Annotated in this window: 28 protein-coding genes and 4 pseudogenes; 22 read left to right on the top strand and 10 right to left on the bottom strand. The window is 58.4% G+C overall.

Annotated elements, in window-relative coordinates; genetic code table 11:
- The first annotated feature begins 134 nt into the window (after nucleotides 1–134).
- Nucleotides 135–377 carry a Pam3-gp28 family putative phage holin gene (locus FIU28_RS19765; RefSeq protein ID WP_143574855.1) on the top strand — a complete coding sequence of 81 codons (243 nt, stop codon included), beginning with the start codon at nucleotides 135–137 and terminating at the stop codon, nucleotides 375–377.
- 520 nt (nucleotides 378–897) lie between these two features.
- On the opposite strand, the gene FIU28_RS19760 is transcribed toward FIU28_RS19765, so the two are convergent.
- The gene (locus FIU28_RS19760; protein WP_143574854.1) at nucleotides 898–1,059 is read right to left on the bottom strand and encodes a Flp family type IVb pilin; all 162 of its coding nucleotides are present in this window, start codon (nucleotides 1,057–1,059) and stop codon (nucleotides 898–900) included.
- Nucleotides 1,060–1,234: 175 nt separating this feature from the next.
- On the opposite strand from FIU28_RS19760, the gene FIU28_RS19755 reads away from it, so the two are divergent.
- On the top strand, nucleotides 1,235–1,378 hold the full coding sequence (locus tag FIU28_RS19755) for an RlpA-like double-psi beta-barrel domain-containing protein (RefSeq protein WP_143576300.1): 144 nt from the start codon (nucleotides 1,235–1,237) through the stop codon (nucleotides 1,376–1,378).
- Between the two features lie 22 nt (nucleotides 1,379–1,400).
- Here the strand turns inward: FIU28_RS19755 and FIU28_RS19750 are convergent, their stop codons facing one another.
- From FIU28_RS19750 to FIU28_RS27230, 3 genes are read right to left on the bottom strand one after another with little or no spacing between them, the layout of a single operon-like run.
- Nucleotides 1,401–1,670, bottom strand: a complete 270-nt coding sequence (locus tag FIU28_RS19750) for a hypothetical protein (RefSeq protein WP_143574853.1) — start codon at nucleotides 1,668–1,670, stop codon at nucleotides 1,401–1,403.
- A complete protein-coding gene (locus tag FIU28_RS26550) occupies nucleotides 1,667–1,825 on the bottom strand; it encodes a hypothetical protein (RefSeq protein WP_168202993.1) in 159 nt (52 codons plus the stop codon). The genes FIU28_RS19750 and FIU28_RS26550 overlap by 4 nt, the downstream gene beginning before the upstream one ends.
- 9 nt (nucleotides 1,826–1,834) lie before the next feature.
- The gene (locus tag FIU28_RS27230; RefSeq protein ID WP_256365912.1) at nucleotides 1,835–1,960 is read right to left on the bottom strand and encodes a hypothetical protein; all 126 of its coding nucleotides are present in this window, start codon (nucleotides 1,958–1,960) and stop codon (nucleotides 1,835–1,837) included.
- Between the two features lie 136 nt (nucleotides 1,961–2,096).
- On the opposite strand from FIU28_RS27230, the gene FIU28_RS19745 reads away from it, so the two are divergent.
- The 4 genes from FIU28_RS19745 to FIU28_RS19730 all read left to right on the top strand — a co-directional run bounded on the left by FIU28_RS19745 (nucleotide 2,097) and on the right by FIU28_RS19730 (nucleotide 4,741).
- On the top strand, nucleotides 2,097–2,480 hold the full coding sequence (locus FIU28_RS19745) for a helix-turn-helix domain-containing protein (protein ID WP_143574852.1): 384 nt from the start codon (nucleotides 2,097–2,099) through the stop codon (nucleotides 2,478–2,480).
- Between the two features lie 17 nt (nucleotides 2,481–2,497).
- Nucleotides 2,498–2,776, top strand: coding sequence for a hypothetical protein (locus FIU28_RS19740; RefSeq protein WP_143574851.1), 279 nt, complete (start codon nucleotides 2,498–2,500; stop codon nucleotides 2,774–2,776).
- A 113-nt stretch (nucleotides 2,777–2,889) separates the two neighbouring features.
- The gene (locus tag FIU28_RS19735) at nucleotides 2,890–3,765 is read left to right on the top strand and encodes a DUF7946 domain-containing protein (protein ID WP_143574850.1); all 876 of its coding nucleotides are present in this window, start codon (nucleotides 2,890–2,892) and stop codon (nucleotides 3,763–3,765) included.
- A 595-nt stretch (nucleotides 3,766–4,360) separates the two neighbouring features.
- A complete protein-coding gene (locus FIU28_RS19730) occupies nucleotides 4,361–4,741 on the top strand; it encodes a hypothetical protein (protein WP_143574849.1) in 381 nt (126 codons plus the stop codon).
- Nucleotides 4,742–5,195: 454 nt separating this feature from the next.
- Here the strand turns inward: FIU28_RS19730 and FIU28_RS19725 are convergent, their stop codons facing one another.
- Entirely contained in the window at nucleotides 5,196–6,629 is a 1,434-nt protein-coding gene (locus FIU28_RS19725) for a TadE/TadG family type IV pilus assembly protein (RefSeq protein WP_143574848.1), read from the bottom strand.
- Between the two features lie 407 nt (nucleotides 6,630–7,036).
- Here FIU28_RS19725 and FIU28_RS19720 point away from each other — a divergent pair.
- Nucleotides 7,037–7,207: pseudogene (locus FIU28_RS19720) on the top strand (transposase domain-containing protein); the annotation flags it as partial.
- Nucleotides 7,208–7,319: 112 nt separating this feature from the next.
- On the opposite strand, the gene FIU28_RS27455 reads toward FIU28_RS19720, so the two are convergent.
- Nucleotides 7,320–7,508, bottom strand: a complete 189-nt coding sequence (locus FIU28_RS27455) for a hypothetical protein (protein ID WP_143574847.1) — start codon at nucleotides 7,506–7,508, stop codon at nucleotides 7,320–7,322.
- Between the two features lie 36 nt (nucleotides 7,509–7,544).
- On the opposite strand from FIU28_RS27455, the gene FIU28_RS19710 reads away from it, so the two are divergent.
- From FIU28_RS19710 to FIU28_RS27040, 3 genes and pseudogenes are all read left to right on the top strand, one after another.
- Nucleotides 7,545–7,832, top strand: coding sequence for an IS3 family transposase (locus FIU28_RS19710; protein ID WP_143574846.1), 288 nt, complete (start codon nucleotides 7,545–7,547; stop codon nucleotides 7,830–7,832).
- A gap of 32 nt (nucleotides 7,833–7,864) precedes the next feature.
- Nucleotides 7,865–7,996, top strand: a complete 132-nt coding sequence (locus tag FIU28_RS27370) for a hypothetical protein (protein WP_368039316.1) — start codon at nucleotides 7,865–7,867, stop codon at nucleotides 7,994–7,996.
- A gap of 135 nt (nucleotides 7,997–8,131) precedes the next feature.
- Nucleotides 8,132–8,386 (top strand): annotated as a pseudogene (locus FIU28_RS27040) (IS30 family transposase); the annotation flags it as partial.
- A gap of 165 nt (nucleotides 8,387–8,551) precedes the next feature.
- Here FIU28_RS27040 and FIU28_RS26710 read toward each other — a convergent pair.
- On the bottom strand, nucleotides 8,552–9,973 hold the full coding sequence (locus FIU28_RS26710; protein ID WP_210247739.1) for a hypothetical protein: 1,422 nt from the start codon (nucleotides 9,971–9,973) through the stop codon (nucleotides 8,552–8,554).
- Between the two features lie 497 nt (nucleotides 9,974–10,470).
- Between FIU28_RS26710 and FIU28_RS27035 the strand changes: the two are divergent.
- Nucleotides 10,471–10,732: pseudogene (locus tag FIU28_RS27035) on the top strand (HlyD family efflux transporter periplasmic adaptor subunit); the annotation flags it as partial.
- 202 nt (nucleotides 10,733–10,934) lie between these two features.
- On the opposite strand, the gene FIU28_RS19685 reads toward FIU28_RS27035, so the two are convergent.
- The 3 genes from FIU28_RS19685 to FIU28_RS19675 form a co-directional block, all read right to left on the bottom strand.
- Nucleotides 10,935–11,918: an ABC transporter substrate-binding protein gene (locus tag FIU28_RS19685; protein ID WP_168202992.1), complete on the bottom strand. Its 984-nt coding sequence runs from the start codon at nucleotides 11,916–11,918 to the stop codon at nucleotides 10,935–10,937.
- Between the two features lie 88 nt (nucleotides 11,919–12,006).
- Nucleotides 12,007–12,753 carry an MBL fold metallo-hydrolase gene (locus tag FIU28_RS19680; RefSeq protein WP_143574843.1) on the bottom strand — a complete coding sequence of 249 codons (747 nt, stop codon included), beginning with the start codon at nucleotides 12,751–12,753 and terminating at the stop codon, nucleotides 12,007–12,009.
- Nucleotides 12,750–13,505: an MBL fold metallo-hydrolase gene (locus tag FIU28_RS19675; RefSeq protein WP_168202991.1), complete on the bottom strand. Its 756-nt coding sequence runs from the start codon at nucleotides 13,503–13,505 to the stop codon at nucleotides 12,750–12,752. Before FIU28_RS19675 ends, FIU28_RS19680 begins: the two co-directional genes overlap by 4 nt.
- 102 nt (nucleotides 13,506–13,607) lie before the next feature.
- Here FIU28_RS19675 and FIU28_RS19670 point away from each other — a divergent pair, with 102 nt between their 5' ends.
- The 11 genes and pseudogenes from FIU28_RS19670 (at nucleotide 13,608) to FIU28_RS19620 (ending at nucleotide 21,734) form a co-directional block, all read left to right on the top strand.
- Nucleotides 13,608–14,576 (top strand): ABC transporter substrate-binding protein, encoded by a 969-nt coding sequence (locus FIU28_RS19670; protein ID WP_168202990.1) that lies wholly within the window; start codon nucleotides 13,608–13,610, stop codon nucleotides 14,574–14,576.
- A gap of 56 nt (nucleotides 14,577–14,632) precedes the next feature.
- Nucleotides 14,633–15,361 carry an ABC transporter ATP-binding protein gene (locus tag FIU28_RS19665; RefSeq protein WP_246660744.1) on the top strand — a complete coding sequence of 243 codons (729 nt, stop codon included), beginning with the start codon at nucleotides 14,633–14,635 and terminating at the stop codon, nucleotides 15,359–15,361.
- 163 nt (nucleotides 15,362–15,524) lie between these two features.
- Entirely contained in the window at nucleotides 15,525–16,133 is a 609-nt protein-coding gene (locus FIU28_RS19660; RefSeq protein ID WP_168202989.1) for an ABC transporter permease, read from the top strand.
- Nucleotides 16,130–16,930, top strand: a complete 801-nt coding sequence (locus FIU28_RS19655) for an ABC transporter permease (RefSeq protein ID WP_143574838.1) — start codon at nucleotides 16,130–16,132, stop codon at nucleotides 16,928–16,930. Before FIU28_RS19660 ends, FIU28_RS19655 begins: the two co-directional genes overlap by 4 nt.
- Nucleotides 16,927–17,757 carry an IclR family transcriptional regulator gene (locus FIU28_RS19650; RefSeq protein ID WP_143574837.1) on the top strand — a complete coding sequence of 277 codons (831 nt, stop codon included), beginning with the start codon at nucleotides 16,927–16,929 and terminating at the stop codon, nucleotides 17,755–17,757. The genes FIU28_RS19655 and FIU28_RS19650 overlap by 4 nt, the downstream gene beginning before the upstream one ends.
- A 23-nt stretch (nucleotides 17,758–17,780) precedes the next feature.
- Nucleotides 17,781–18,566: an enoyl-CoA hydratase/isomerase family protein gene (locus FIU28_RS19645; RefSeq protein WP_143574836.1), complete on the top strand. Its 786-nt coding sequence runs from the start codon at nucleotides 17,781–17,783 to the stop codon at nucleotides 18,564–18,566.
- Between the two features lie 84 nt (nucleotides 18,567–18,650).
- Entirely contained in the window at nucleotides 18,651–19,436 is a 786-nt protein-coding gene (locus FIU28_RS19640) for an alpha/beta fold hydrolase (RefSeq protein ID WP_168207247.1), read from the top strand.
- Between the two features lie 59 nt (nucleotides 19,437–19,495).
- Nucleotides 19,496–20,256 (top strand): annotated as a pseudogene (locus FIU28_RS19635) (SDR family NAD(P)-dependent oxidoreductase).
- 178 nt (nucleotides 20,257–20,434) lie between these two features.
- On the top strand, nucleotides 20,435–20,749 hold the full coding sequence (locus tag FIU28_RS27225) for an SH3-like domain-containing protein (protein ID WP_143574834.1): 315 nt from the start codon (nucleotides 20,435–20,437) through the stop codon (nucleotides 20,747–20,749).
- A 20-nt stretch (nucleotides 20,750–20,769) separates the two neighbouring features.
- Entirely contained in the window at nucleotides 20,770–21,060 is a 291-nt protein-coding gene (locus FIU28_RS27220) for an SH3-like domain-containing protein (RefSeq protein WP_210245421.1), read from the top strand.
- Nucleotides 21,057–21,734, top strand: coding sequence for a nitrile hydratase subunit alpha (locus FIU28_RS19620; RefSeq protein ID WP_143574832.1), 678 nt, complete (start codon nucleotides 21,057–21,059; stop codon nucleotides 21,732–21,734). The genes FIU28_RS27220 and FIU28_RS19620 overlap by 4 nt, the downstream gene beginning before the upstream one ends.
- The last annotated feature ends 59 nt before the right edge of the window (nucleotides 21,735–21,793 follow it).

Genomic DNA, 21,793 nt, shown 5'->3' with positions numbered 1-21,793 from the left:
CGAAAATACGCATCCCAGTTGTTTCCTTACCCAGCACCCAGTTGATGGGCCGGTTTGGTTAATAAAATCCTACTGCCATCTCTTTCCGCCGCGCGACGGCATCGCGCACAACCTCAAAGCAACTGGAGACGAAAATGAAGTGGGGTTCCATCTGGCAGATCCTCCGCTATATCCTGATCGCTGGCGGCGGCTTCTTGACCGGCAAGGGCTACATCACCGCAGAGCAGGTCACCACGCTGGTGGGGGCGATCGGCTCAGTCGGCGCCATCCTCTGGGGCCTGTTCGTCAAGTCGGGCACCACGGCCGTTCCTGACGGCGTTGCTGCACGTTCGGATGTCCTGACGGTTTCGGCGGCGACGGGCGCTGTCACCCAGTGACCTGGCTCGCCTTCATTGCCGCTCTGGCGAAGGCGCTGCCTGTCGTTCTTGACCTAGTGTCGCGGTTCTACGTCTGGAATCCGTCACCGCGAGGCAGGGGCTGGCAGGAGGTCGCCTATCGGCATCACGCCATGAGTTTCCGCGTGCCGGGATGACGGTTGCATAAAATGCCTAAAAATTGGCTCAGCTTGCGATAACCACGAGCGCAAAAGTCAGAGAACCTCATAACTGATAATTGGTTTTCGGGCATGGGCACAGCAGTTGTCGTTCACGTCGAGCAAATACAACCCGCGCCGCCGCCGTACGGTCCGTGGCCGGTGGAGCTAGGAGCGCGGGACCTACTGCTCGCAGTGAAAGCCTACGACCGCGCTAAGAATCTGCCGTGTAGAGCTCCGTCAGCACCTTGAAATTTTGAAGTCGTGACCGAACCAAGCGATCGACAGACGCTTATCACGCACCCCGAGAGGGGGGGAGACTGCAAAAATTCGCCGCGCTGCCCTTTCGGGTGGCGCGGCTTTTTTTACTTAAGAGAGGTGTTGATTGCGCCAAATTTGGTGTTCAGTTTGCCGCCGATACCGTTAATTACGGCAATGATGACCAGCGAGATTCCCGCAGCGATTAGGCCATACTCGATGGCGGTCGCGCCAGAATCGTCCCGTAAAAATGCACGGATCATATTCATAGCGAGACCCTGCCTCACAAAAGTTTTTGGTATATTAATCCGCGAGGTGAAATTGGGCGAGCCGGGCCGGCATTTTGCGGCAGCACTGGAAATGAAAAGCCCGTCGGTGAGAAATCGGCGGGCTCTCTGGTTTGCGGTGTGAGTAGGAGGTCCGCAGAATTAAGATGGCAGTCAGATCTTAAAAGTTCTCAAAGACCGGTCGATCGCGGTCCGCATTGACGACCGCGGACCCTTCGTGCGCGGTCGGTGCATCGACCTGTCACGCGCTGCGGCGAGCTCGATCGGGATGGGCGGCACGGCGCGGGTTAGGCTCGAGTAAACAGCCCGGTAGCCTATGCGGCTCATAGCTGAACCGTGGGCCAGACAGCGAAGTCGGGGGCCGCCGCATGAAATTGTGGTGGCTTTTCTGTTTTTGGCCAGTCGACAAGCCGGATGGTCTGGCGGCGCTTCAGGTGGTGGAGCGCCTTGATCAGGTCGTTGTCGTCCAGCAATTCCAGCAGCCGCTGCACGGTCGCTGCGGCGTCTCGCGGCCCAGGCTCGACATATTTTCCGAGAATTCGCCGGGCGAGCTCGATCGCGACGATGACCGTCTCCTGATCGTCGATCTTCACGGGTCCCTCACCAACTTGCGGGTGTTGCGCCAGACCGGATCCTTCTTGATCGAGTGGTAGATCGGCTCCGGCTTCGGATATAGCGCCTGGACGACCCCGAGCCGGGCGAACTCAATCGACCCTTCGTGGTCGGCCGCCTGCAGCAGGACATGCACGGCGCTCTGCTAGGCTCGCTCCTGTTGCGTAGCGGCGGGAAGGGTGGTGATATAGGAGGCGGCGTCGCGCAGCGTGACCAGCGGCTTCCCGCGCGGCACGGCTATGGGTGCGGGAAACTTGAGATCCCAGGACATGACGCAACTCCGGAACGCGACGCAACTGAACGGCGGATTCAAGTTCAATTTCTCCGATTCGTTCCTGACTGCTTCCCGTTGTGCTTGCGGTATAGTGTGGTAGATCTTCCGCTTGGAATTCCATCGAGAGGCCCCGATGACCACGATAAAGCCGCGCATGGTGGGCGACAAGGACAAAGCCATAGGCGAGCGAATTCGGACCCAGCGCCTGGCCATCGGAATGAGCCAAGAAGAGCTTGGTTCGCACCTTGGAATCTCGTTTCAACAGGTTCAAAAGTACGAGAAGGGCGTGAACCGCACCAGCGCAGTCCGTCTATCGGAAATAGCAGAAGTGCTGGGCACGAACGCCGTATCGATATTGGACGGCGTCGACGGGGACAGTAAGTCCAAGAGCACGCCGATCTCGCGATTTGTCTCCACTAAGGTCGGCGTTGACCTCATCGAAGCGATGCTGGCGATCAAAGACCCCTCGGTTCGCCAAGCGGTCGTCAGCCTGGCTCAGGCTCTTCGCACCCGTTAAGCCGGATTTGGCTTGTAATGTGGAAGTGGATCATCAAGTTCGATAAAGCATTCGATATCCCGACCTACCGGGTGAAGGCCGACGGCCTGATTGTCGGGACGATCCGGAAATTCGGAGACGAATGGTCCTGGGAGGTCTCGTTTCCGGGCCAGACGATGCCGGAGGCCTGCCGAGGGACGAAGCCTACCCGGGACGAATGTCAGGAAGCGATCAGAGAAAAGTTCCAAGCTTTGACTGTTGGCATGACGCGGGATGAGGCTCGGCAATTGATTTTCAGCGCAATCTATCGGGTCTGAGCGTCTGCACGGCCATTGCCCAAGAGCGCGGCTCGTCCGTTAACCAAGCTTTAAACCTTGGAGTGGCGCAATTTTCAGTTGAGCGACAGCGTTTCTCGTGTGGGGAGAGCGCTATGCAGCATGATTTTCTGCCGGTTGTCATTCGATATGACGGGATGGACGCCGATGGGCATGTAATTGACCTTGGCTTACTGGGGCAGTCGATTCAGGGCGCCTCTAAACTTCTCGGCAGCGCGGGCTCGATCGTGATGACGGGGCAGTTTGCTAAAAAAACGAAATCGATGTCCGTCCGAGTCCTAGCGGGGCAACCCGAAGCTCATTGCTGGGAGATCCCGGCTATAATCACGACAGTGCTTGTGCCTGCCGTCGCTCCAATGTTTCCTATTATTAAGGAGGCCGCGACCGCCGCGGCCACGAAGGCAGTTACAGCAATCGTCAATTATGCGATATCGACGGTTGCTGGGCGTACAAAGGAGGCCGATATGTCGCGCGACATTGCGATCAAATTCCTTGAGGAAATGGGTCACACGTCACGAACGGCTATCGAAGCAATGGAGCGGCTTGCGACCTCGCAGAGACCAGCTATCAGGATGTTTGTAGCGCCCGTTGGCCAGAGCTGCAGCAGTGCGCGCATTGGGGACCCTGCTTTCGGCTCCGTGACAATTGACGCTTCGATGAGAGAGGCAATCGACGCGCCGGAAGAGGTCGAGATAACTGATGCACAGGATTTTGAGATATTGATCTCGGAGTTCGACTTCCGGAATCGCTCGTGCAAACTTTCGATGAGGGACCATATCGATGATCGCATCACCGGCGAGATAACAGATCCGATCGCTCAAGTTGCGAAGAACCCGTATTCAACGGCGTTAGATAATCAGAGGTGGTTGTGCGTTCGTGGCAAGGCGCAGCTAAAAGCGGGGGAGCTTGAAAAACTCTATATATCGGATCTCGCACCTCGGTCGCTGCCAGCCCCGTCTATTGGAGGGTAGTTTTGCCGTCAAGAATGCCACAAATTAATACATCCAAACTTTTCACATGCATTCCGACCTAGGGCAGAAATCAATGCAATTAGCTCACTTTGCGGCTGCGTGCTGCTCAGTCCTGGTCCTGGCCGCGGAAGCCAGCGCTCAAGACGCGGCAGCCAACCGATATCAAATGGTGGTCTTAAACAAGCTGCCAAATAGCACCATTGATAGCGTAGTGGTCCTGGATAATCGAACAGGCCACATGTGGAAGTGGTCAGAGTCGCCCGCCATGGGCAATCTGCCTCACGCCAACGTCTTGGTATATCTAGGTTAACTGGTGCCGGAAACGCGGGCTGGAGAGGTGATAAAGCCTACAGGTCTGGCGCCAGCAGCGCCGCCGGTCCGCCAGCAGTGATGCCCCGTATCCATTGGGAAGAGCCAGCCAATCATCGCTCAACAGCGAGCATGCGCAGCACGGTCGATTGCCCGGAGGGATGGCTGTCGGTAAAATCTAGTTTGCAGATGCGCACGAAGATCACTTCGTGGAGATTTTGACGCTTCGTTAACTATCCTGACCCAGTGTCTCGCGGGCTGACAGATTGTAGCGCGAGGATTGGCTATGAGACTAAACGTTTTGAATGTCGCTGCGGCCGCAGCATTGCTGCTAATGCCCGGGCTTGCAAAAGCGCATGATCGTGCCGGTGCGGCTATCGCAGGCGCGGTCATTGGTGCGATCGTGGCTTCGTCGATACCCGTCGAGCAACGAGAGCCTGCTCGTGAATACATCTACCGGGATCGTGAACGTCCACGGTCATACGAATATTATGGTAATCTATCGCCCGGGCAGCGTTTTGGATATGGCCCGCATGGATCGCGAGAATTGCCGCGTCAGTACGGAGTTGAAGGATACCATTACGACGTCGTGAACCGTAGGGCTGTCGTGTTTCAACCGCACACTCGTCGGATTATTCAGGTTTACGAGGTGAACGACGAGGATTGATTTGAATGGCCCCTTAATCGGGGCCATTTTTCTGCATTTTTCGAGATGCAGCCTGCCCAGAGGATGTCCATGTGGCACTCGCTTACTGCTCAGGAGCGCTCGCACCTCACGCTTCATCTTTCAGTCCTTCAGGCGCCACCGGCTCGCAACCTCTAATATAATTCTGCGTGCATCCTGAGCTGAACTGTTTTCTGAATTCGGATCAAGAACGCCATACGTCCAGTTGTCTGGCGTGCCGCTAGGTCCGATCGGAACAATTGACACGTGGTTTATGAACCGCGTTGTCTTATTAAGTTTCAGAAGGCGCAAGCACTCTTCAGAAATATCGTCTTCAGACTTCTCAATCATGCGGTCTCACAACAGGCTGTCGAACCGTCCGTCGCTTGGTTTGCAAAATAATACTAATACTTTCGAAATAAATATTAAATGCTGTTGGTTCAACGGAGCTCGCTCCTCAATTGGTGATATGTGCCGATACGAGCGCCTGCTGGAACATCTTGTTCAAAGCGGTCGTGATATCGTCCGGGGTATTAGCGGTGAAAAAGAATCCAGGCGAGGCGCATTGCGACAAAGCGGTCGGGATGTTCGGGATGATCGCGTTGACGTAATAGTCTTCATTGTTGCCGAAGCTGGTCGGGTTTTGGATCGGCTGATATGGAATATAAAGTACCGATATCGTAATGCCGCGCGTCTTCATGGCGTTGCAAAGATTCTTGTCTACCACAGTGGCGTGATTGTCGCCCGCCCATCCCCCGCCCCATTGGGTCTGGTTGTTCTGCGCGCCATCGGTCACTAGGAAAACGAAGGGCAGCGTGTCGGTCGCGGTTGAGCCGGTGCCTACGCTGGTGACCAGCGAGTTCATCGTCGGAAATGCATTTTCGAAATGCGTGCCGCCCGAGCCGAGCGTAGCGTTCTGCCCGGTATCCAGCAGCGTCGCCAGATTGGCCGCGGCATAGTTGATGGTGCTTGAATTCGTCGCCGATCCTGAGATGGCGCTGGTCAGTGCAAAATAGGCGTACAGTTTCTGGATGTAGGGATAAAGCCCAATCCGGAATTGGTTCGCCACTTTTGCCGTGGTGTTGGCGGTGATAAGTAGTTGCTGCACGGCATAGCCGACGGCGTCCGCGCGCAACTGGATACAGGCGCTGGTGCCCGGCGTGGAACATGCCCCAACCGGCGAGTTTCCGGAGTTTCCCGCCGTCCGCGACAACGGGAACCCCATGCACTTGCCGCCGGTCGAATACTTCTGATCAGAGTCCGAACAGGCATTGTTGGCGGTGAAGTGGCAGGCAAAGGTGCAACCGTTTGGATAGGATTTGTAGTTGTCCGGGTTGATAGCGGCCAGCCGGGTCTGTTCGGCATTGGTCGAGGGCAGCCCCATCGAGCCGGACACGTCGAGCATCAGGTAAAAATCAAGAAATGTCGGCAGCGACGCCTCGGAACTCGAACTGCCTGAGACGGTCATGCTGCTCCAGCCGGCGATCCCCATGAAGGTGGTTGCCACTTTGGCAGTGAAAGCGACTGTGGACTTTACGACCTTGCCGTCCTTCACCACGGTGATAGTGGGGGAAAGGTTGCTGACGCCTCCGATCGTAGACGTCCGGCCATTGAAAAATTGTGTCGCGTCGGTCACGCCCGAACTGACCTGGCCGTCGGACGTCATAGCTTGCGCGGCCAAGAAACCCGGCGATTTTGCCGAAACGGCAGCAACGCCGGCCGCATCCGCGGCGCCCTGCAATGCTGCGCGGGCGCTTGCGGCGCGGGTGTAATCTACGGCGCATCCGATGGTTATGATCAGAGGCACGACCGTGATGCCGTAGAGCAGCGCAATGCTACCGCGCTCATCCCTACGAAACCGGCTCAACAGCTGCACCAAACCTGTCTGCATAATTCACGCCCTTGCCGGTCGCAATTTGACAGGGCGCCACACCATGCTGCGCCCTGTCGCAGTAAATTCCCCACTGCGCCATGCGGGAGATACGTACCACCAAGGGGTTAGTATTTAGATAATCACACTCCTTGAACTTCGCTGCTTCAGAGCATCGATTGTTAGCCCCCTCTCACTCTGCTTTTCCTGTCAAATTGTAGCGGCTGCGCGCTCCTGCGTGTGAATCAGCACCGGAGTCGGACCCCTCTACGCGGAAGCAGTAATGCTTTGAAGAAAATCGAGAAAATCGGTTCGAGGTGGGGTCCCAATCGGCGCCGATCGGGACCCCTATGACCGATCAAATTCGTTTATCCAATCAATGCGTTCAGGAAAAATCTGGCGGGGTCCTTGGACCGTGCTGATTCACACACTGGGCCACAATCGCCTCGCTGATTGAGACTTGCAAACTCAACGAGGTCGATTCGCTCTGTTATCTCACAGATGTTCTAGCAAGGATCGCCAACGGTCACCCCAACCGCGATATCGACGCGCTATTGCCGTGGACTTACCGAACGCAAGAACTTAGAGCCGTGGCCTAAGGACGACGCTTACATAGAACTTGTGTTGCAGGCGCTTCCACCGCGCCCGTCGCCTTGCCACGTCCGGCCGATCCTGCTCGCTGGCGGGAAGGCTTTTTTTGAAGCTGATGCCTTAATGCTCGAAGAAGTGCCACACCGCGTAGTAGCTCACCTTGATGCCGCGTGCGGCAAGCTCCGCCACCAGCGCTCGCAGCGTCACGTCAGGTTGATCGGCGAGGCGCTTCAGCAGCCCGTCCCGCTGGCGAGCCAGTGCATAGGGCCGGTTGCCACCAATCGGACGGTGTGTATTAGCTCCGAACATTGACGCCTATCGGCGCCCAACCGTATCGTTGCATAAATTACTGCAATCTGCGACGAGTTCGAGCACTATGGTTGGCGCCGCGTCCAGGCCGTCCGCAGGCAGCAAGGCATGGTCGTCAATCGCAAGAAGGTCCGCCGTCTCATGCGCGAGCATGACATCCAGCCCAGAATGCGGCGCCACTTCACGAAAACGACGGATAGCGACCACGACCAACCGATCTTTCCCAACCTTGCCAAAACCTTAGCGCTTGATGGACCCGATCAGCTCTGGGTCGCCGATTGGAGTGGGCCCTCCAAGGTGGACAGGTTGGATTTCAGTAACTGACCAGACGGCAGGGCTTTCAGAGGATGAAGGCCATGAGAAAGCACCGAACCCACAGCGTCGAGTTTAAACGTCAGGTGTCGCAAGAGTATTTGGGCGGCGAGACGCTGCACGGGCTCGCCAAGCGGCGTAATGTTTCCCATAACTTGATCCGCATCTGGATCTAAAAGTATCAGGTAGGCGCGCTCGAAGCGGACGACGCTTCAGCCAGGCTGCTCGAGACCTACGAAGCGCGCATCGCTGCACTCGAGCGCCTAGTCGGCAAGCAGGCTCTCAACTGGAGTTTCTAAATGGGGCTCAACATGCTGCTGCATCTTCCCCGCCTGCCGGGACACGGCAGTGAGCAACGGGTGAAGAACCGACCGGCTCTCGCCGGTCATGGCGCGGAGGCTGTTCGCGACGCCATCGCGCGTACCATCGTAACTTTGCTTGAACAACTCCGTCGCTTGCTGACCTGTGATCAGGGAGCCGAGATGGCACAGCACACCCGTTTGAGAATCGATGCTAGCGTGCAGGTCGACTTCTGTAATCCGCAAAGTGCGTGGCAGCGAGGTTCGCTTCATCTGTCTTTCCCTCAGAAGGCCGGACTCTAACTTCAACGCTTCAACTGGAGGAAATCGGCAGGGCCAGGTCATTTGCCGTCACGCTGTGAGCCTTGCGTATCCCAGGGCCTCCCGGCAATGAGCGGCCCCGATTACATGCGTCGACTTTCTTTTGCGGAGCTAGAACGTTTGATGGGAAAACGCAAACTGCCGCGATCGCAATTGGCAGCGAACGTAAGTCTGTGTACCCTTTTGACTACTCCATCGTAGCTTTTGTCCTGACAACGTCAGTCGTATGTCAGATTTCCATCGGGTCCGGGTATCGGTACATTTACCCGCTATCGCCCAGTTGCCCGCACTCGTTTGGCTGATATTCTTGAACCTGCATGAGGTGTCTCCCGCCGAAGCGCCTGCCGTATCGATCACGGTGTGCAGGTCATTTTCGCTGAAACCTCGAGCGCACGCGGTGCTGTCGACAGCCCATAATCCGGAGACTGACGCAAACTCTAAACGGGCACCTCCCAAAGATTTTGAGGCATTGCCGGAGCCGTCAAGCGGCGTCGCATTAATTAAGCTTGAGGTTGCTCGTTGAACATGGTCAGGGAGCGATTGCCCTTGGTTAGACTTCATATTTGAGATGTTTGAGGTCACAATAAGATCGTTACCTAAAGCGCTGCCGCCAGCGCCCGGCGCCGCTTCTGTCATCTCGGCCGCGGATGGACCGTCTTGGTTCGTGAACTCACGAGCATCGTCTACTTTGGGCGTTGGCGACTGTTGCCATGCCGCAGCCGTGCTCTGAACCAAAGACAGCGGACCCGAATTAGCAGCTTTAGAGATAAGTGCCTCGGTCACAGGGGCGGATTGAACCTTGCCTCGACCCCACACGCGCTCAAAGAAGCCGATTTGGTCCAAACTGAAGGGAATTGCAATCAACGCCAAGCTTGCCGGGAATGCCGCACGCCACAAAAGTACCCGACGCCGCTCCAGAACCCGTCTTAGCGATAACTCGCCAAACATGATCGCCACCGCCGCCTGGGCTGCAACCGCAGCGCTTGCGACGATGACGAAGTAGCCAACGAGGATCACCCAAGCAGGTACAATGAAATTAAACTGGGGGAATGCCCCCAGCATCAGTGGCACATACCATGAAATTGCAGAAACCGCTCCAGACGACAACAAAAACGATCTTTGGGATCGCGAAATCCTTTCGAAAAGACTTCTGCCCATCTGGTCACGAAGAGCTGGTAACACATAGCTGTGGACGAAGACTCCGTTGATCGTGAGGATCACCACAATCGATATCTTCGCCCAGATCTTTGGATTCCACAGCTTGGCCGGATCGAATAAACCGTAATGCACCAAGAAGCCAATGCCAGACAACCAAAGTAAACCAAGACCAACGGACACGACCTTAGACGAAAATTCGATAATTCTGACGTAGTCCTCTGATATAGTCCGAGTAATTGCAAACCGAACGATTATCAAATCAAGCAGGGTTGCTGCACCTAGCCCTACCACTAAGCCACAGAAATGGACAAAGCGCAGGCCCACCCGAGACAGTAATATCGGATCAGAAAAAAAATGAGCGAGTATGGATTGCATGCTACGACCCCCCGAGATGTCCATACAACCCTCTCGCCAACAAAAACGGCGGACTTGTGAAGAAATCGCGATATTCACAAGGCGCTCACACTTGCGCTCTCATGATAGCCAAGGCTAAATCGATAGTAGTTTGTGCACGGATACGACCAGAATCACGATTGCTCCTCTTCGTTTCGTTGATGCGACATCCAACCTTGTAGCGGTTTGGCTCATTTGGTACCTACAGAACTTCATTACTACGTACAGCCGCCTGCTTTTGCTTTCTTTAAATACCGCCGGCATTATTGGTCGACCGTACGCCAAAACTACTATTTCAGCGAAGTCTAAGGTTGGCTTGGGTCCTGCGCTAAGCGGGGCGCCACCTGTAATATCTGCGACAAGATCGCAAGGCGTACTCTGGCGGAGAGACCGCTTCCAGCTGCAGCTCGGTCTTTCGACCGCTTGCGGCGGAGGAAGACCGACGGCGCGCACACATATTCGCTGGTGAACGCTGATTGCGCGGCAAAACTTCCGAAATCGAGCAGCAGATTATTCAGATCGACCAGGATCTGAGCAGCGAGGTTGCCAAGGAACTGCGCGAGATCGACGGCAAGATCGGAGAATTCATCGAGCGCAAGGTAACGGCGGAGGATCAGCTCAAACGGGTAGATATACGCGCTCCGCAAAACGGCGTCGTCGATCAACTTCAGCGTCCACACTGTTGGCGGCGTGGTGAGCCCAGCCGACCCCGTGATGTTGATCGTGCCGGAAGCCGAGCAGAGTTTGCTGTTAGCCTTGCTCTTCGGCGCACCACCCCGAGAGCCGTGCGTCGGGCAGACGCGATAACCAGTTGCTCTGAGACCGAACTTTGGACCACCGGCAGAAAGTCGTTGTGGCGCATTACGTCGATCTGAGCTTTCTTTCCGCTGCCAAGAGACGCCTCGGTCATTAAAGCCGTGGCGGCCCAAGCGGGCGCGCGCTGCTACTTTGCTTTGAGTGCCTCGTCGTAGAAGGTTTCGTCGACGTATGTTCGCCAGTCCGGCAAGTCCTTCTTGGGTACCCCGTACTGCTTGCGCACCGCCAGAGCGGTCTGTGCGCCTGCCGGATCGAATTTAGCCCGCGGCTGGAAACCTTCGGTCTCGGACAGCATGGCCTCGCGTGCCTTCGCAATCAACGCATCCGGCGTATTGGGAATGTAGCGAGCGTAAATGGTCGCCGCCTCGGCGCGGTTTTGGTCGTCCGTAAGCCACTCGCCGGCGGCGACATATGCACGAATGAAGCTTTGTAATTGGTTGGGATGGCTCGCCGCCCAAGATCGTCGCGCCGCACCCGAGAGAGCCTGATAGCGGCCCAGCATCGACTGGATATCGCCCAGTCGCCGAAATCCGTTCTGCTCGGGGAGGATTTCCTGCGGGGAACTGACCATCGTCGCTGCGATCCGGCCTTCCGTCAGCGCCTTGACGCGCGACGCGGTGCCGCCGAGACGTTCCAGCTTGTAGCTTCCCGGCGGGAGACCGTTCTGCTCCAGCAGCCGGTACATCAGCAGCGTATAGCCGGTGGAAAGGGCGTCGACGCCGAGCGTTTTGTCCCTCAGGTCGGCGAACGTGGCGATGCCGGGCTGAACGATCAGGCGCAGTGTGCTGGAAATCCCTCCCATGAACACGAACAAGTCTGGCGGGACGTCGAAACTGGTTTCCCCCTGTCCCTCCTGATACGCGACGATGTTGTCGAACGGTGTCATGGCGATGTCGAAATCGCCGGCCATGATGCCCTTGATCTGAAATACCGAGCCGGGCGTTTCGGTGACCTTGACCTCGAGTCCTTCCCTGGCGAAGAAGCCTTTGTCCTGGGCGACAAAGATCGGCCAGCTGAGGCCGCCGGGAAAGATGATCAGTTTGAGGTGCGCTGGTTGCGCGATCGCCGGGCCGCAGAACAAAACAAATGCCAGCAACAGAAAAGTTCGCATCGTTAGCTCCCAAATCATTTTGTAGGCATTTCTGAACCAGCGATTGACCGGTCAGCCTCGCGGCGGCTGACCGACCGCCAGATGGCCATCAGTCGATCGGCCAGTTCGCAAAGGACCGGGCCGCGAACGATCCGACACGGATTTCCTCATCAGGGCCATTCGGATCTACGAAGAACCTGATGCGCAGGGAGTAGTCCTCTAGGTAGGAAAAATCAGGGCGAAGGCGGAAAGGGCGATCGTGCCCAGGGTAGATCGTATCGGCCATTGCTGCTGCTCGCTGCAGGCTTTCGGCTGCAACGCCTTGGGCTGCGGCGTCCACCGGGCGACCGACAAGCTCTCTGGCGCAGCCAACAGCGTCGCCGGCGAGCAGGGTATCACCAACCATGAGGCCGATTGAACCCGGCGTGTGACCTGGCAGGTCGACGACGTGCACGCCGTCTGTAATCACGGTATCACCGGTGACCGGAGTCAGCCGCAGTTTGTGCAACGCCCGGCCGATATAGGCCGGCGTGCTAGAGTCGTGCTCTTGCGGCGTGTCGGCATAAGCCAGTTCGCGTGCGTGGATGACGATGGACGCCGCAGGAAAAAGGTCGGCATTGGCAGCATGGTCCCAGTGCACATGTGACAGCACCACCGTGTCAATCATTTCCGGCGCAATCCCGAGCCGCTTCAGCCGGTTCTGCAGGATCGGCCGATAGGCGTAAGGACCAGTATCAAACAGGATCACGCGTCCCGCGGTCTGCACCAGCAAAACACTGGAAATTCCTGTGAGAAACTTATCCGCCGAGGCCGGGATGCCTGTAAATAGCGAGGTGATGGAGGTGGCCATATTCATATTGCGCCTCCCAAGCCGCTGCAGTGCCTTTCGGTGGAAATTGCGATGTCAAAGTCTTGGCCGTGCGGTTGGAAGGCAAAGCTGAGCGCGTAGTTGTACTGGCTCAGATACGTGACCTGCTGGTTTTCAAACCGGAAGGCGCGATCATGGCCAGGATAGAAGACGTTGCCCGCCGCCAGGGCCCGGTCCAGGCTACGCTGTGCCTTGGCTGGATCGAAGAACGCGACGTCCGGTACGCCACGCGTGGCGTCACGTGCCGACCACAGCGCGTCGCTTGCTAGCACCAGGCGATCCTCGCCGCTTTCGATTGCAAGTCCTTGCAGCCCGACCGAATGCCCGGGCAGCAGCAGTGTATGTACACCGGGAAAGAGTTGCTGTTCCTCGTCCGGGAGCAGCGTCATGTTCATGCCATGTAGCATCTCGCGCACATAGGGCGGCGTGCCCCAGTCATTTACTCGCGGCGCAACGGCGTATTCGTATTCAAGCCGCGGCGTGATGATCTCGGCATGCGCGAACAGGTCGATGTTTTCGACGTGATCCCAATGCAAATGGGTCAGGAAGACGGTGTCGATGTCGCGCGGGGTGAGGCCATGCGAGGCGAGTGCTGCTACCAGCATCGGCCGGACGCGAAACGGGCCAGTGTCGAACAGCATCGTCCGTCCGGCGCCCCGCAGCAGCAGCAGCGAGCAAATGCCGAACAGAAAATGATCGGCTTTCGCGGGAAGACCGGCAATGAGAAGGTCTACTTTCACGGTCCATCCCTAGGCGAGGCCCGGCCAAAGGTTGCTTGCTTCGGGCGTTTCGTTGTGCCTAGATTACGCATAACAAAACAAATTATGCAAATGGGAGGAGTTATGATGGTCCGTTCCCCGCGTCGATGGGCTTTCGCTTCGGTTATGTCCGGCCTCTGCCTTGCGGCGTTCGCCGCCGGATCGCTGCAAGCTCAGACCTTGGCTAATCCTGCGCCTGTCGTCGTCAAGGCTGCCTATATCCCCGTCATCACTTGGCTGCCTGCCTGGGTGGCGAAGGAAAAGGGGTTCTTTGCTAATCACGGATTAGATGTCACCCTAAGCGTGGCTCAGAACCTATCGGTGCTGCCGGGGACCCTCGGCAGGCAATTCGATTTTGCGCCGAGCACGGCGCCCGACCTGCTCAAAGCTGTGGCTAGCGGACTCGATGTCGTTGCCGTCGCGGCGTCGGTGTTCGAGACGGAGGACAATCCATCCACGCAGCTGATGGTCGCCAAGGATTCCGGGATCACGTCGGCTAAAGATCTTACCGGCAAGCTGATTGCCACGCCCACAATCGGTGGTGTGATCCACGTGTCCGTGCTGTACTGGCTGAAGAAGAACGGCGTCGATCCGGCCAGCGTTCGCGCCGTGGAAGTGCCTTTCCCAAATATGGGTGATCAGCTCAAGGCCAAGCGGGTAGATGCCGTCGAGGCGGTGGAACCTTTCGTCGGCGCATTGCGCAACGCCGGCAATGTCGCGCTGACCGCCCCGTTGTTGAGCGCCGGAAAGGAAGTGCTATTCCCTTTCTGGATTTCCTCCGGCGAGTGGGCGCGGTCGCATCGGCCGACGGTCTCAGCGTGGAAGGCGTCGCTGGACGAGGCCATCGCCTTCATCAAGGCGAATCCCGAAGAAGCCCGCAAGATCGTCGCGCAGTACACCAAGCTGCCCGAGCCGGTCGTCCAGGCGACGCCGTTCCCGGCCTATCGCACCGCCATTACGGCCAAGGACATAGGGGTCTGGGCCGACGTGATGCGCGAGATCGGCCAGCTTCCGACCCCGGTCGATCCCGCCAAGCTAGTGGTGGCGCCATAGCGAGTACGATCAGGCTCATGTCAGCGCCCGTCTTCGAGTGCCGATCGGCTAGTGTCGTGCTGTCGCTGACAGCCGGTCCTCGCCCTATCATCTCCGACATCAACCTGGAATTGCACGACGCCGAGTTCCTATCGATCGTCGGACCTTCTGGGACCGGCAAGACTACGCTTCTACGGATGCTCGGCGGCCTAATGCCGCCAACTAGCGGCGAAGTGCTGGTCAAGGGAAAAGCGTTGAACGGGCCGCCCGAAGGTGTGGTGATCGTGTTTCAGGACTACGCCGCTGCGCTGCTGCAATGGCGTACGGTCGCCAGCAATGTCGCATTTGGCATCGAGCGGCAAATGCCGCGGCAAGAATGCGCCGATCGCGTTAATGATGCGTTGAATCTCGTCGGCCTGTCGAAGCGGGCCGGCGATTACCCCTGGCAGCTTTCGGGTGGAATGCAGCAACGTGTGCAGATAGCTCGCGCGCTAGCGCTGCGCCCTGCGGTGATGTTGATGGACGAGCCGTTCGCGGCCCTGGACGCGATGACCAAGGCTGGATTGCAGGACGAGTTGCTGCGGGTGCGCGATCAAACCCGCACCAGTTTCGTCTTTATTACCCACGATATCGAGGAGGCAGTCTATCTTGGTGACCGGGTCGCGGTTCTGAACGGCAGCCCCGGTCGCATCGGGCAGGTAGTCACCATCGATCTTCCGGGCCCGCGTAACCAGGTGCTGACCCGGCAGTTGCCGCAATTCCTGGCCCATCGTTACGATCTGCACGAAGCGATCGGCCATGGTTAGTCGCTCGGTCCTGCTTCGCATCAACTGGCCCGGGCTTGCAGTCTTCGCGCTGATTGTCGCAGTGTGGGAGGCATCGGTCCGGTTGGGCGCCATCGCTTTCGAATTCTTTCCGGCGCCGTCCGCGATCTTCGCCGGCGCTATTGCGCTGGCCAAGGACGGCATCTTGCTGCACGACCTGCTGCATACCCTGCTGTCGATCGCGATCGGCTGGAGCGTAGCAATGATCATCGGGGTGTCGCTGGGGCTGTTGCTCGGCTTTTCACCCTTGGCGCGACGCTACGGCCTTGCTAGCATTGAAGTATTGCGCCCGATGCCGGGCATTGCGTTTGCGCCGCTGGGACTGTTGCTGTTCGGATTTTCGTTGCAGACTGAACTCGTCGTGATGGTTCTACCGACCGTCTGGCCGGTGATGATCAACACGATGGGCGGCATTGCCAATGTGCACCTGCGGCTGACCGACGTCGGCCGGACTTTTCGGATGAATTCCTTGGAGATCGTGCGCTATTTGCTGCTACCGGCGGCGATGCCGTCGATCGTGACCGGGGGCCGGATCAGTCTCGGACTTGCCTTAGTTATGGCGATCGTCGCGGAGATCGTCGGCAATCCCGAGGGACTAGGCTATGGAATTGTGCGCGAACAGCAGGCGCTGCACCCGGAATCAATGTTCGCCTACATAGCGGTGGTAGGCGTGCTGGGTCTTGTGCTAAACGCCGGCGTGTTGGGGCTCGCCAGATTACTCTGGCCTGCGATGGCGCCGAGGCCGGCCGCATGACCGGGCCGAGGTTGAGATTTGCCGCGCTCTGCCGTCTGGTTTCAGAGTTGCCGTCGCCGCGCGGACTTCTGCCACTGATCGTCGGCCTCGTCGCCTGGCAATTATTGCAGACCGGTAACTCTCCGTATTTTCCGCCGCCCTCGGCCTGGTGGAAAGGGATGGTGCAAATCGCCTCTGGCGGAAAGCTGCTCGGCGCCAGTATAGCCACCATCGAGACCATTGTTGTCGGTCTCGCGCTGTCGATCGTCGCAGGCGCCACAATCGGTGTAGTTATCGGAATATCGCCGCGCATCAGCAGAGCGCTCGGCCCCTTGCTGGAATTCTGCCGCGCAATGCCGCCGCCTGCGATTGTGCCACTGGCAATTCTGTTTCTCGGTTACGACGAGCGGATGAAGCTGACTATTGTTGCCGTTTCGGCAATGTGGCCAATCCTGCTCAACACATCGTCGGCTGTGCAGCACATTCATCCGATTCTTCTGGATGTCTCGACATCGTTCAGACTTTCGCTGCTCGAACGGGTCCGGCTGATCGTGATTCCATCCGTGATCCCGGCGATACTGCTTGGCATCAGGATCGCGCTGCCGCTCACTATCGTACTTACGCTGCTGGTGGAGATACTGACTTCGATCGAAGGCATCGGTGCGTTGATGATCGCTGCGCAACGCAATTTCCAATCCGGCCAAGTCTACGGCTTACTGGTGCTGGTCGGTTTGTTTGGCTTCGTTCTCAACAACGCCTTCTCGATCGCGCAGGCCGCGATTCTGCAGCGCTGGCCTCCAAGGAATGTTCAGGCATGACCGTACGCCAACCAGGCAAAGCTCGACCGGTTCACGACGATGATGCCGACATCGGTGGCGCCGCGCCGCGCATCGAGCAGATCGGTGTGCAATCCGTCGAGGTCGCCGGCAATTTGCTGAAGACTCTGGCCAAGCTGGACGGCCCTCAGACGCTAAGCGCGCTCGCGGCCGCTGCGGGCTTGGTGCCGGCCAAAGCTCATCGCTATCTCGTCAGTCTGATCCGCGAAGGCTTCGTCGAGCAAAGTGCCGCCGACGGACGCTACGATTTCGGTGGCGCGGCGCGCCTGATCGGTCGAGTCGCTATGAACCGACTTGATATTGTCAGGATTGGAACCCCGCTGCTCAGTAAGCTCAGGGACGATCTCCGCGAAACCGTCTTCATGGGGGTGTGGACGCCGCAGGGACCGATGGTGATCGAATGGTTCGACATTGTCCGGCCGATCTCGGTGGTGATCCGTCCCGGCTCTATTCTGCCGCTTCATACATCTGCGTTCGGGCTGATCTGCGCGAGCTATCTGCCGTCCGCAACCCTTGAGTGCGCGGTGCAATCGGTGATGCCGCAACCGAACCTCCAGTCGCGCAAGCTGGCAAAGGCAAAGCTTGCGGCGCTTGTCGAGGACATTCGCCGCAAGGGTTTCAGCCTGGTCAGCGGCGATCTGATCGCGGGACTCGATGCGATCGCAGTCCCGGTGCTGGATCACCAGCACGATCTCGTCGCCTGTCTGGCGGCGGTGGGGTCGACCGGTTCGTTGGATGTATCGCCATCAGGCAACATCGTGCGCGAGCTGAAGGCGTCAGCCGCGCGGTTCACGCAGTTGCTCGGCTGACGCCCGTGGGCGGGAAAGACGCGATGATGGTCGAAGGTTTGAACTACGAAATTGCGGGTCGCGTGGCGTCGGTAACCTTTACTCGGCCCGAATCGCTGAACCTGTTGACTGGGGACATTCTGATCGCACTCGGGTGCATAACAGGAGCACTGGCCGACAGGCCCGATGTCGATGTTCTCACCATCGCCGGTGAAGGTACCTCCTGTTTTTCGACCGGCATCCTCACACCGGCGCTGCGGTGCAGCCTAAGCAAAGAGGAGGTTTTGCGGCTGATCCGCCTCGCCAACGCCTCGTTCGACGCTATCGAAGCGCTGCCGCAGATCGTCATTGCCGGACTGAACGGTATGGTAAGGGCTGGGGCTGTTGAATTGGCCCTGGCCTGCGACATTAGGATCGCCGGCGATCACGTCACACAGTCGTCACCGGAGGCCAAATGGGGCGGCTTTCCGGGGGTCGGCGCCCCGGTCCGGCTCCCGCGAATCGTCGGCGTCGGGCGTGCGCTCGATCTCTTGTGCACCGGCCGCGAGATCGATGCCGAGGAAATGCTGCGCATTGGGCTCGCGGATCGGATCGTGGCGTCCGACAGCGTTCACGCGGTGCTCGCCGATATGGCGCGCATTATCGCGGAAAATGGTCCGCTGGCTACAAAGGGTACCAAACGGATTGTCAGGACACGAGAAGCCTCGGGGTTTGCTGCGGCACGGGCTTTGTCTGACGAACTGCGCGCGGCGCTGGAATGGACGGCCGATGTCGACGAAGGAATGGCTGCAGTGCGCGAAGGCCGTAAGCCAATTTTCACTGGGCGATAGCGATACAGGAACATCATCATGCCGCATGTAAATGTGAGATCGGTTTCTCTGCACTACCAAGTTCTAGGGAATAGCGGTCCTTGGGTGGCGCTGGTCTCCGGGGCCCGACGCAGCATGGATGAGGTGAGGGGCCTCGCCGAGCGAGTCGCCGACGCGGGATTTCGGGTGCTCCTTCACGATCGCCGCAATACCGGTCGATCGAGTCTGTCGCTGGACGGCGAGGGATCGGAGTTTGAGATCTGGGCTGATGATTTGTACGCATTGGCGGGGTCGCTCGGGCTACCGCCGCTGATCATCGGCGGGTCGTCGTCGGGATGCCGGCTCGCTACTATTATGGCGTTGCGCCACCGCGAAGCCATCGCTGGCCTGCTAATGATGCGAGTGACCGGAGGTGCCTTCGCGGTGAAGCGGCTATCTCGTGTTTATTACACGCAATATGTCGAAGCAGCACAACAAGGCGGCATGGACGAGGTCTGCCGCACAGACCATTTCAAGGATCTAATCGAAATCGATGCATCACGTCGCGCAGAGATCATGGCGTGGGATCAGCAACGCTTCATCGAAGTTATGAGTCGGTGGCGGGCCGAACTCGAAAGCGGTGTCAACGATCCGATGCTGGGAGCGAGCGCAGCGGCCCTGAAGGCGATCGACTTTCCTGTGTGCGTGCTACCCGGCAACGATATGACCCACTCAATCACTGCCGGTCTCGAGGTGCAAAAGCTGATCCCGGGCGCCGAGCTGCATCTGCTGCGCAAGGACCAGTTAAGCGTCGACCTGATTCCGATCGCCGAATGGGTGCCCGACGATCGGCTCGCGCCGGTCGTGGTCGGATTTTTCGGCCGGGTCGGTGCCACGGCGAAGGTCGCGTAGATCGAATTGCATGGTGCATCGGCCATGCGTAACGCTCGGCTGCCGACAGGGTGGGTGAGATGTCTTATCGAATTTCTTTAGTAGGCAAGGTCGCTTTGATCGTCGGCGGTAGCGGCGGCATAGGCGACGCTTCTGCGCGATCGTTCTCCGGCTGTGGCGCGCACGTGGCGGTCACGCATCGCGTCGGCGCCGACAAGGCTGACGCTGCCAAGCAGGTATTGAACGGCCTGGCCGGCGACGGTCATGCGGCATTCGCGGCCGACGTGGCCGACACCGCTACCCTGTTGGCGCTGCGCGACGCCATTACTTCGCGCTATGGCCGGCTCGACATTTTGGTCAACAGCGCCGGCTTCACGACACCGGTGCCGCATACTGATCTCGATGCACTCGACGACGAACTGATCGACCGCATGTTTGCGGTGAACTGGCGCGGCCAGTTGCCACCATCCGCGCCTTCGCCCCGTTGCTGAAAGCCTCAGGCGACGGCCTGATCGTCTCGGTGTCCTCGATCGCCGGCATAAGTGGTTCCGGCTCGTCGATTGCTTATTGCGCTGCCAAGGCCGGGATCGACGTCATGACAAAATCGCTCGGCCGCGCGCTTGCGCCCGAGATCCGCGTGCTCGGCGTGTCGCCTAGCGTAGTTGATACCGGTTTCGTTTCGGGGCGGGGCGCCGATTTCAACGCCAAGACTGGTGCGACCACTCCGCTGAAGCGGGTTGCCACGGCCGACGACGTAGCTGCCGCGATCCTAGCCTGCGCCACTCACCTAGGCTTTTCGACCGGCACGACGCTTGTCGTCGACGGCGGCAGACTTTTGTAATGAAATCACCATGCGCAATCCTCAAAGGGCCGTTCGACATAAACCGTGTCGTCGCCGAATACGGCCTTGGCTTCGGAACAGCAGCGCGCATATACAAAGGGGCGATGCCCCGCACCATTGATGTAAGATGGCTGAGGGTAACTCCAAAGCAGTACCGTGAAACCGGGAAGGGTTAGTAATGGCGGATCGTTTTGTGACAGATGTTGGCGGCTTGCCTGCGGGAGAGGTGCCGAAAGAGGAGGTCAAACAGCTTTTTTGGGAAAAGCAGATGATCGCCATGTTCAATGTGTTGTGGAATAAGGGCATCATGAACCTCGACGAATTCCGCCGGACGATCGAGCAGATGACGCCAGAGGAATATAAGAATTCGACGTTCTACGGCCGTCGCGTCCACGGCATGGCGGAGATGATGGTTGAAAAGGGCTACGTTTCGCGCGACGAATTGGTGCGCCGGACGGAGGAGGTGTTCCGGAATGGGCGCGGCGCCCCATGACCGGATATAACGAATCTTTCTTGGTCGGCGACAAGGTCAAAATCATCGATCTCGACAAGCCCGGCCACGTGCGCACGCCGCGATATATCCGCAATAAGCCCGGCACAATCGATTACGTCTGCGGCAAGTTCGAGAACCCGGAAGAGCGGGCCTACGGCAGGGTCGGCGGCGAGCGTATTCCGCTCTATCGCGTCCGCCTGATGCAGAAGGATATCTGGCCGGATTACGCCGGGCCGGAAAACGATTCGCTCGTCATTGAAATCTATGGCCACTGGCTACGGCTGCTTTCGTCGCATGGAGAAACTTCATGAGTCACGACCACGATCATCCGCATGACCACTCTCACGGGCACGATCAATCCCACGAACACAGCCACGCACCCCATCCACTGCGGCCCTACGACGAGGACGTCGAGTTGACGATGGAGGAAGCGCGCTTCATCGCGCTGCGCGCCATGCTGATCGAAAAGGGTCTCATCACCGCCGTCGAGATCCGCCGCCGGCTTGAGATCAACGACATCGCCTCGCCGCATCAGGGTGCTCGCATGGTGGCGCGGGCTTGGCTTGATCCCGACTACAAAGCGCGCATGCTGAAGGATGGCAAGAAGGCAGCCATAGAACTTGGTATCGAAGTGACGGAAGCCGAACTCATGGTGATCGAGAATACCGAAGAGACCCACAACCTGATCGTCTGCACGCTGTGCTCATGCTATCCGCGCTCGCTGCTAGGCGAACCCCCAGCCTGGTACGTGAGCAAGAATTACCGCTCGCGCGCCGTGCGCCAGCCGCGCGAGGTCTTGCAGGAATTCGGCCTCGTGCTGCCAGAATCCGTCGAGGTGCGCGTCCACGACAGTAACGCCGACCTACGCTACATCGTGCTGCCGTTGCGTCCGAAGGGCACCGAGGATTTGAACGAGCGTGAGCTCGCCGATCTCGTATCTCGCGATTCCTTGGTGGGCGCGGCGTTACCCGGCGTCGCGTCGTAATCGGTGTCCAAGTGTCATTCGGCCTGCAACATTGATCGGTTCCCACTGACTGGTCCAGT

Source organism: Tardiphaga sp. vice154, from assembly GCF_007018645.1.
GTDB lineage: Bacteria > Pseudomonadota > Alphaproteobacteria > Rhizobiales > Xanthobacteraceae > Tardiphaga.
Note: the sequence above shows the minus strand (reverse complement) of the source record. Positions and strands in the feature narration are given on the sequence as shown.

Excerpts from the sequence above, each read along its gene's own strand:
- FIU28_RS19765 (WP_143574855.1), top strand. The coding sequence starts at position 135 with ATGAAGTGGGGTTCCATCTGGCAGATCCTCCGCTATATCCTGATCGCT.
- FIU28_RS19760 (WP_143574854.1), bottom strand. The coding sequence starts at position 1,059 with ATGAATATGATCCGTGCATTTTTACGGGACGATTCTGGCGCGACCGCC.
- FIU28_RS27230 (WP_256365912.1), bottom strand. The coding sequence starts at position 1,960 with ATGTCCTGGGATCTCAAGTTTCCCGCACCCATAGCCGTGCCGCGCGGG.
- FIU28_RS19745 (WP_143574852.1), top strand. The coding sequence starts at position 2,097 with ATGACCACGATAAAGCCGCGCATGGTGGGCGACAAGGACAAAGCCATA.
- FIU28_RS19740 (WP_143574851.1), top strand. The coding sequence starts at position 2,498 with ATGTGGAAGTGGATCATCAAGTTCGATAAAGCATTCGATATCCCGACC.
- FIU28_RS19735 (WP_143574850.1), top strand. The coding sequence starts at position 2,890 with ATGCAGCATGATTTTCTGCCGGTTGTCATTCGATATGACGGGATGGAC.
- FIU28_RS19730 (WP_143574849.1), top strand. The coding sequence starts at position 4,361 with ATGAGACTAAACGTTTTGAATGTCGCTGCGGCCGCAGCATTGCTGCTA.
- FIU28_RS19725 (WP_143574848.1), bottom strand. The coding sequence starts at position 6,629 with ATGCAGACAGGTTTGGTGCAGCTGTTGAGCCGGTTTCGTAGGGATGAG.
- FIU28_RS27455 (WP_143574847.1), bottom strand. The coding sequence starts at position 7,508 with ATGTTCGGAGCTAATACACACCGTCCGATTGGTGGCAACCGGCCCTAT.
- FIU28_RS27370 (WP_368039316.1), top strand. The coding sequence starts at position 7,865 with ATGAGAAAGCACCGAACCCACAGCGTCGAGTTTAAACGTCAGGTGTCG.
- FIU28_RS26710 (WP_210247739.1), bottom strand. The coding sequence starts at position 9,973 with ATGCAATCCATACTCGCTCATTTTTTTTCTGATCCGATATTACTGTCT.
- FIU28_RS19685 (WP_168202992.1), bottom strand. The coding sequence starts at position 11,918 with ATGCGAACTTTTCTGTTGCTGGCATTTGTTTTGTTCTGCGGCCCGGCG.
- FIU28_RS19680 (WP_143574843.1), bottom strand. The coding sequence starts at position 12,753 with ATGAATATGGCCACCTCCATCACCTCGCTATTTACAGGCATCCCGGCC.
- FIU28_RS19670 (WP_168202990.1), top strand. The coding sequence starts at position 13,608 with ATGATGGTCCGTTCCCCGCGTCGATGGGCTTTCGCTTCGGTTATGTCC.
- FIU28_RS19655 (WP_143574838.1), top strand. The coding sequence starts at position 16,130 with ATGACCGGGCCGAGGTTGAGATTTGCCGCGCTCTGCCGTCTGGTTTCA.
- FIU28_RS19650 (WP_143574837.1), top strand. The coding sequence starts at position 16,927 with ATGACCGTACGCCAACCAGGCAAAGCTCGACCGGTTCACGACGATGAT.
- FIU28_RS19645 (WP_143574836.1), top strand. The coding sequence starts at position 17,781 with ATGATGGTCGAAGGTTTGAACTACGAAATTGCGGGTCGCGTGGCGTCG.
- FIU28_RS27225 (WP_143574834.1), top strand. The coding sequence starts at position 20,435 with ATGGCGGATCGTTTTGTGACAGATGTTGGCGGCTTGCCTGCGGGAGAG.
- FIU28_RS19620 (WP_143574832.1), top strand. The coding sequence starts at position 21,057 with ATGAGTCACGACCACGATCATCCGCATGACCACTCTCACGGGCACGAT.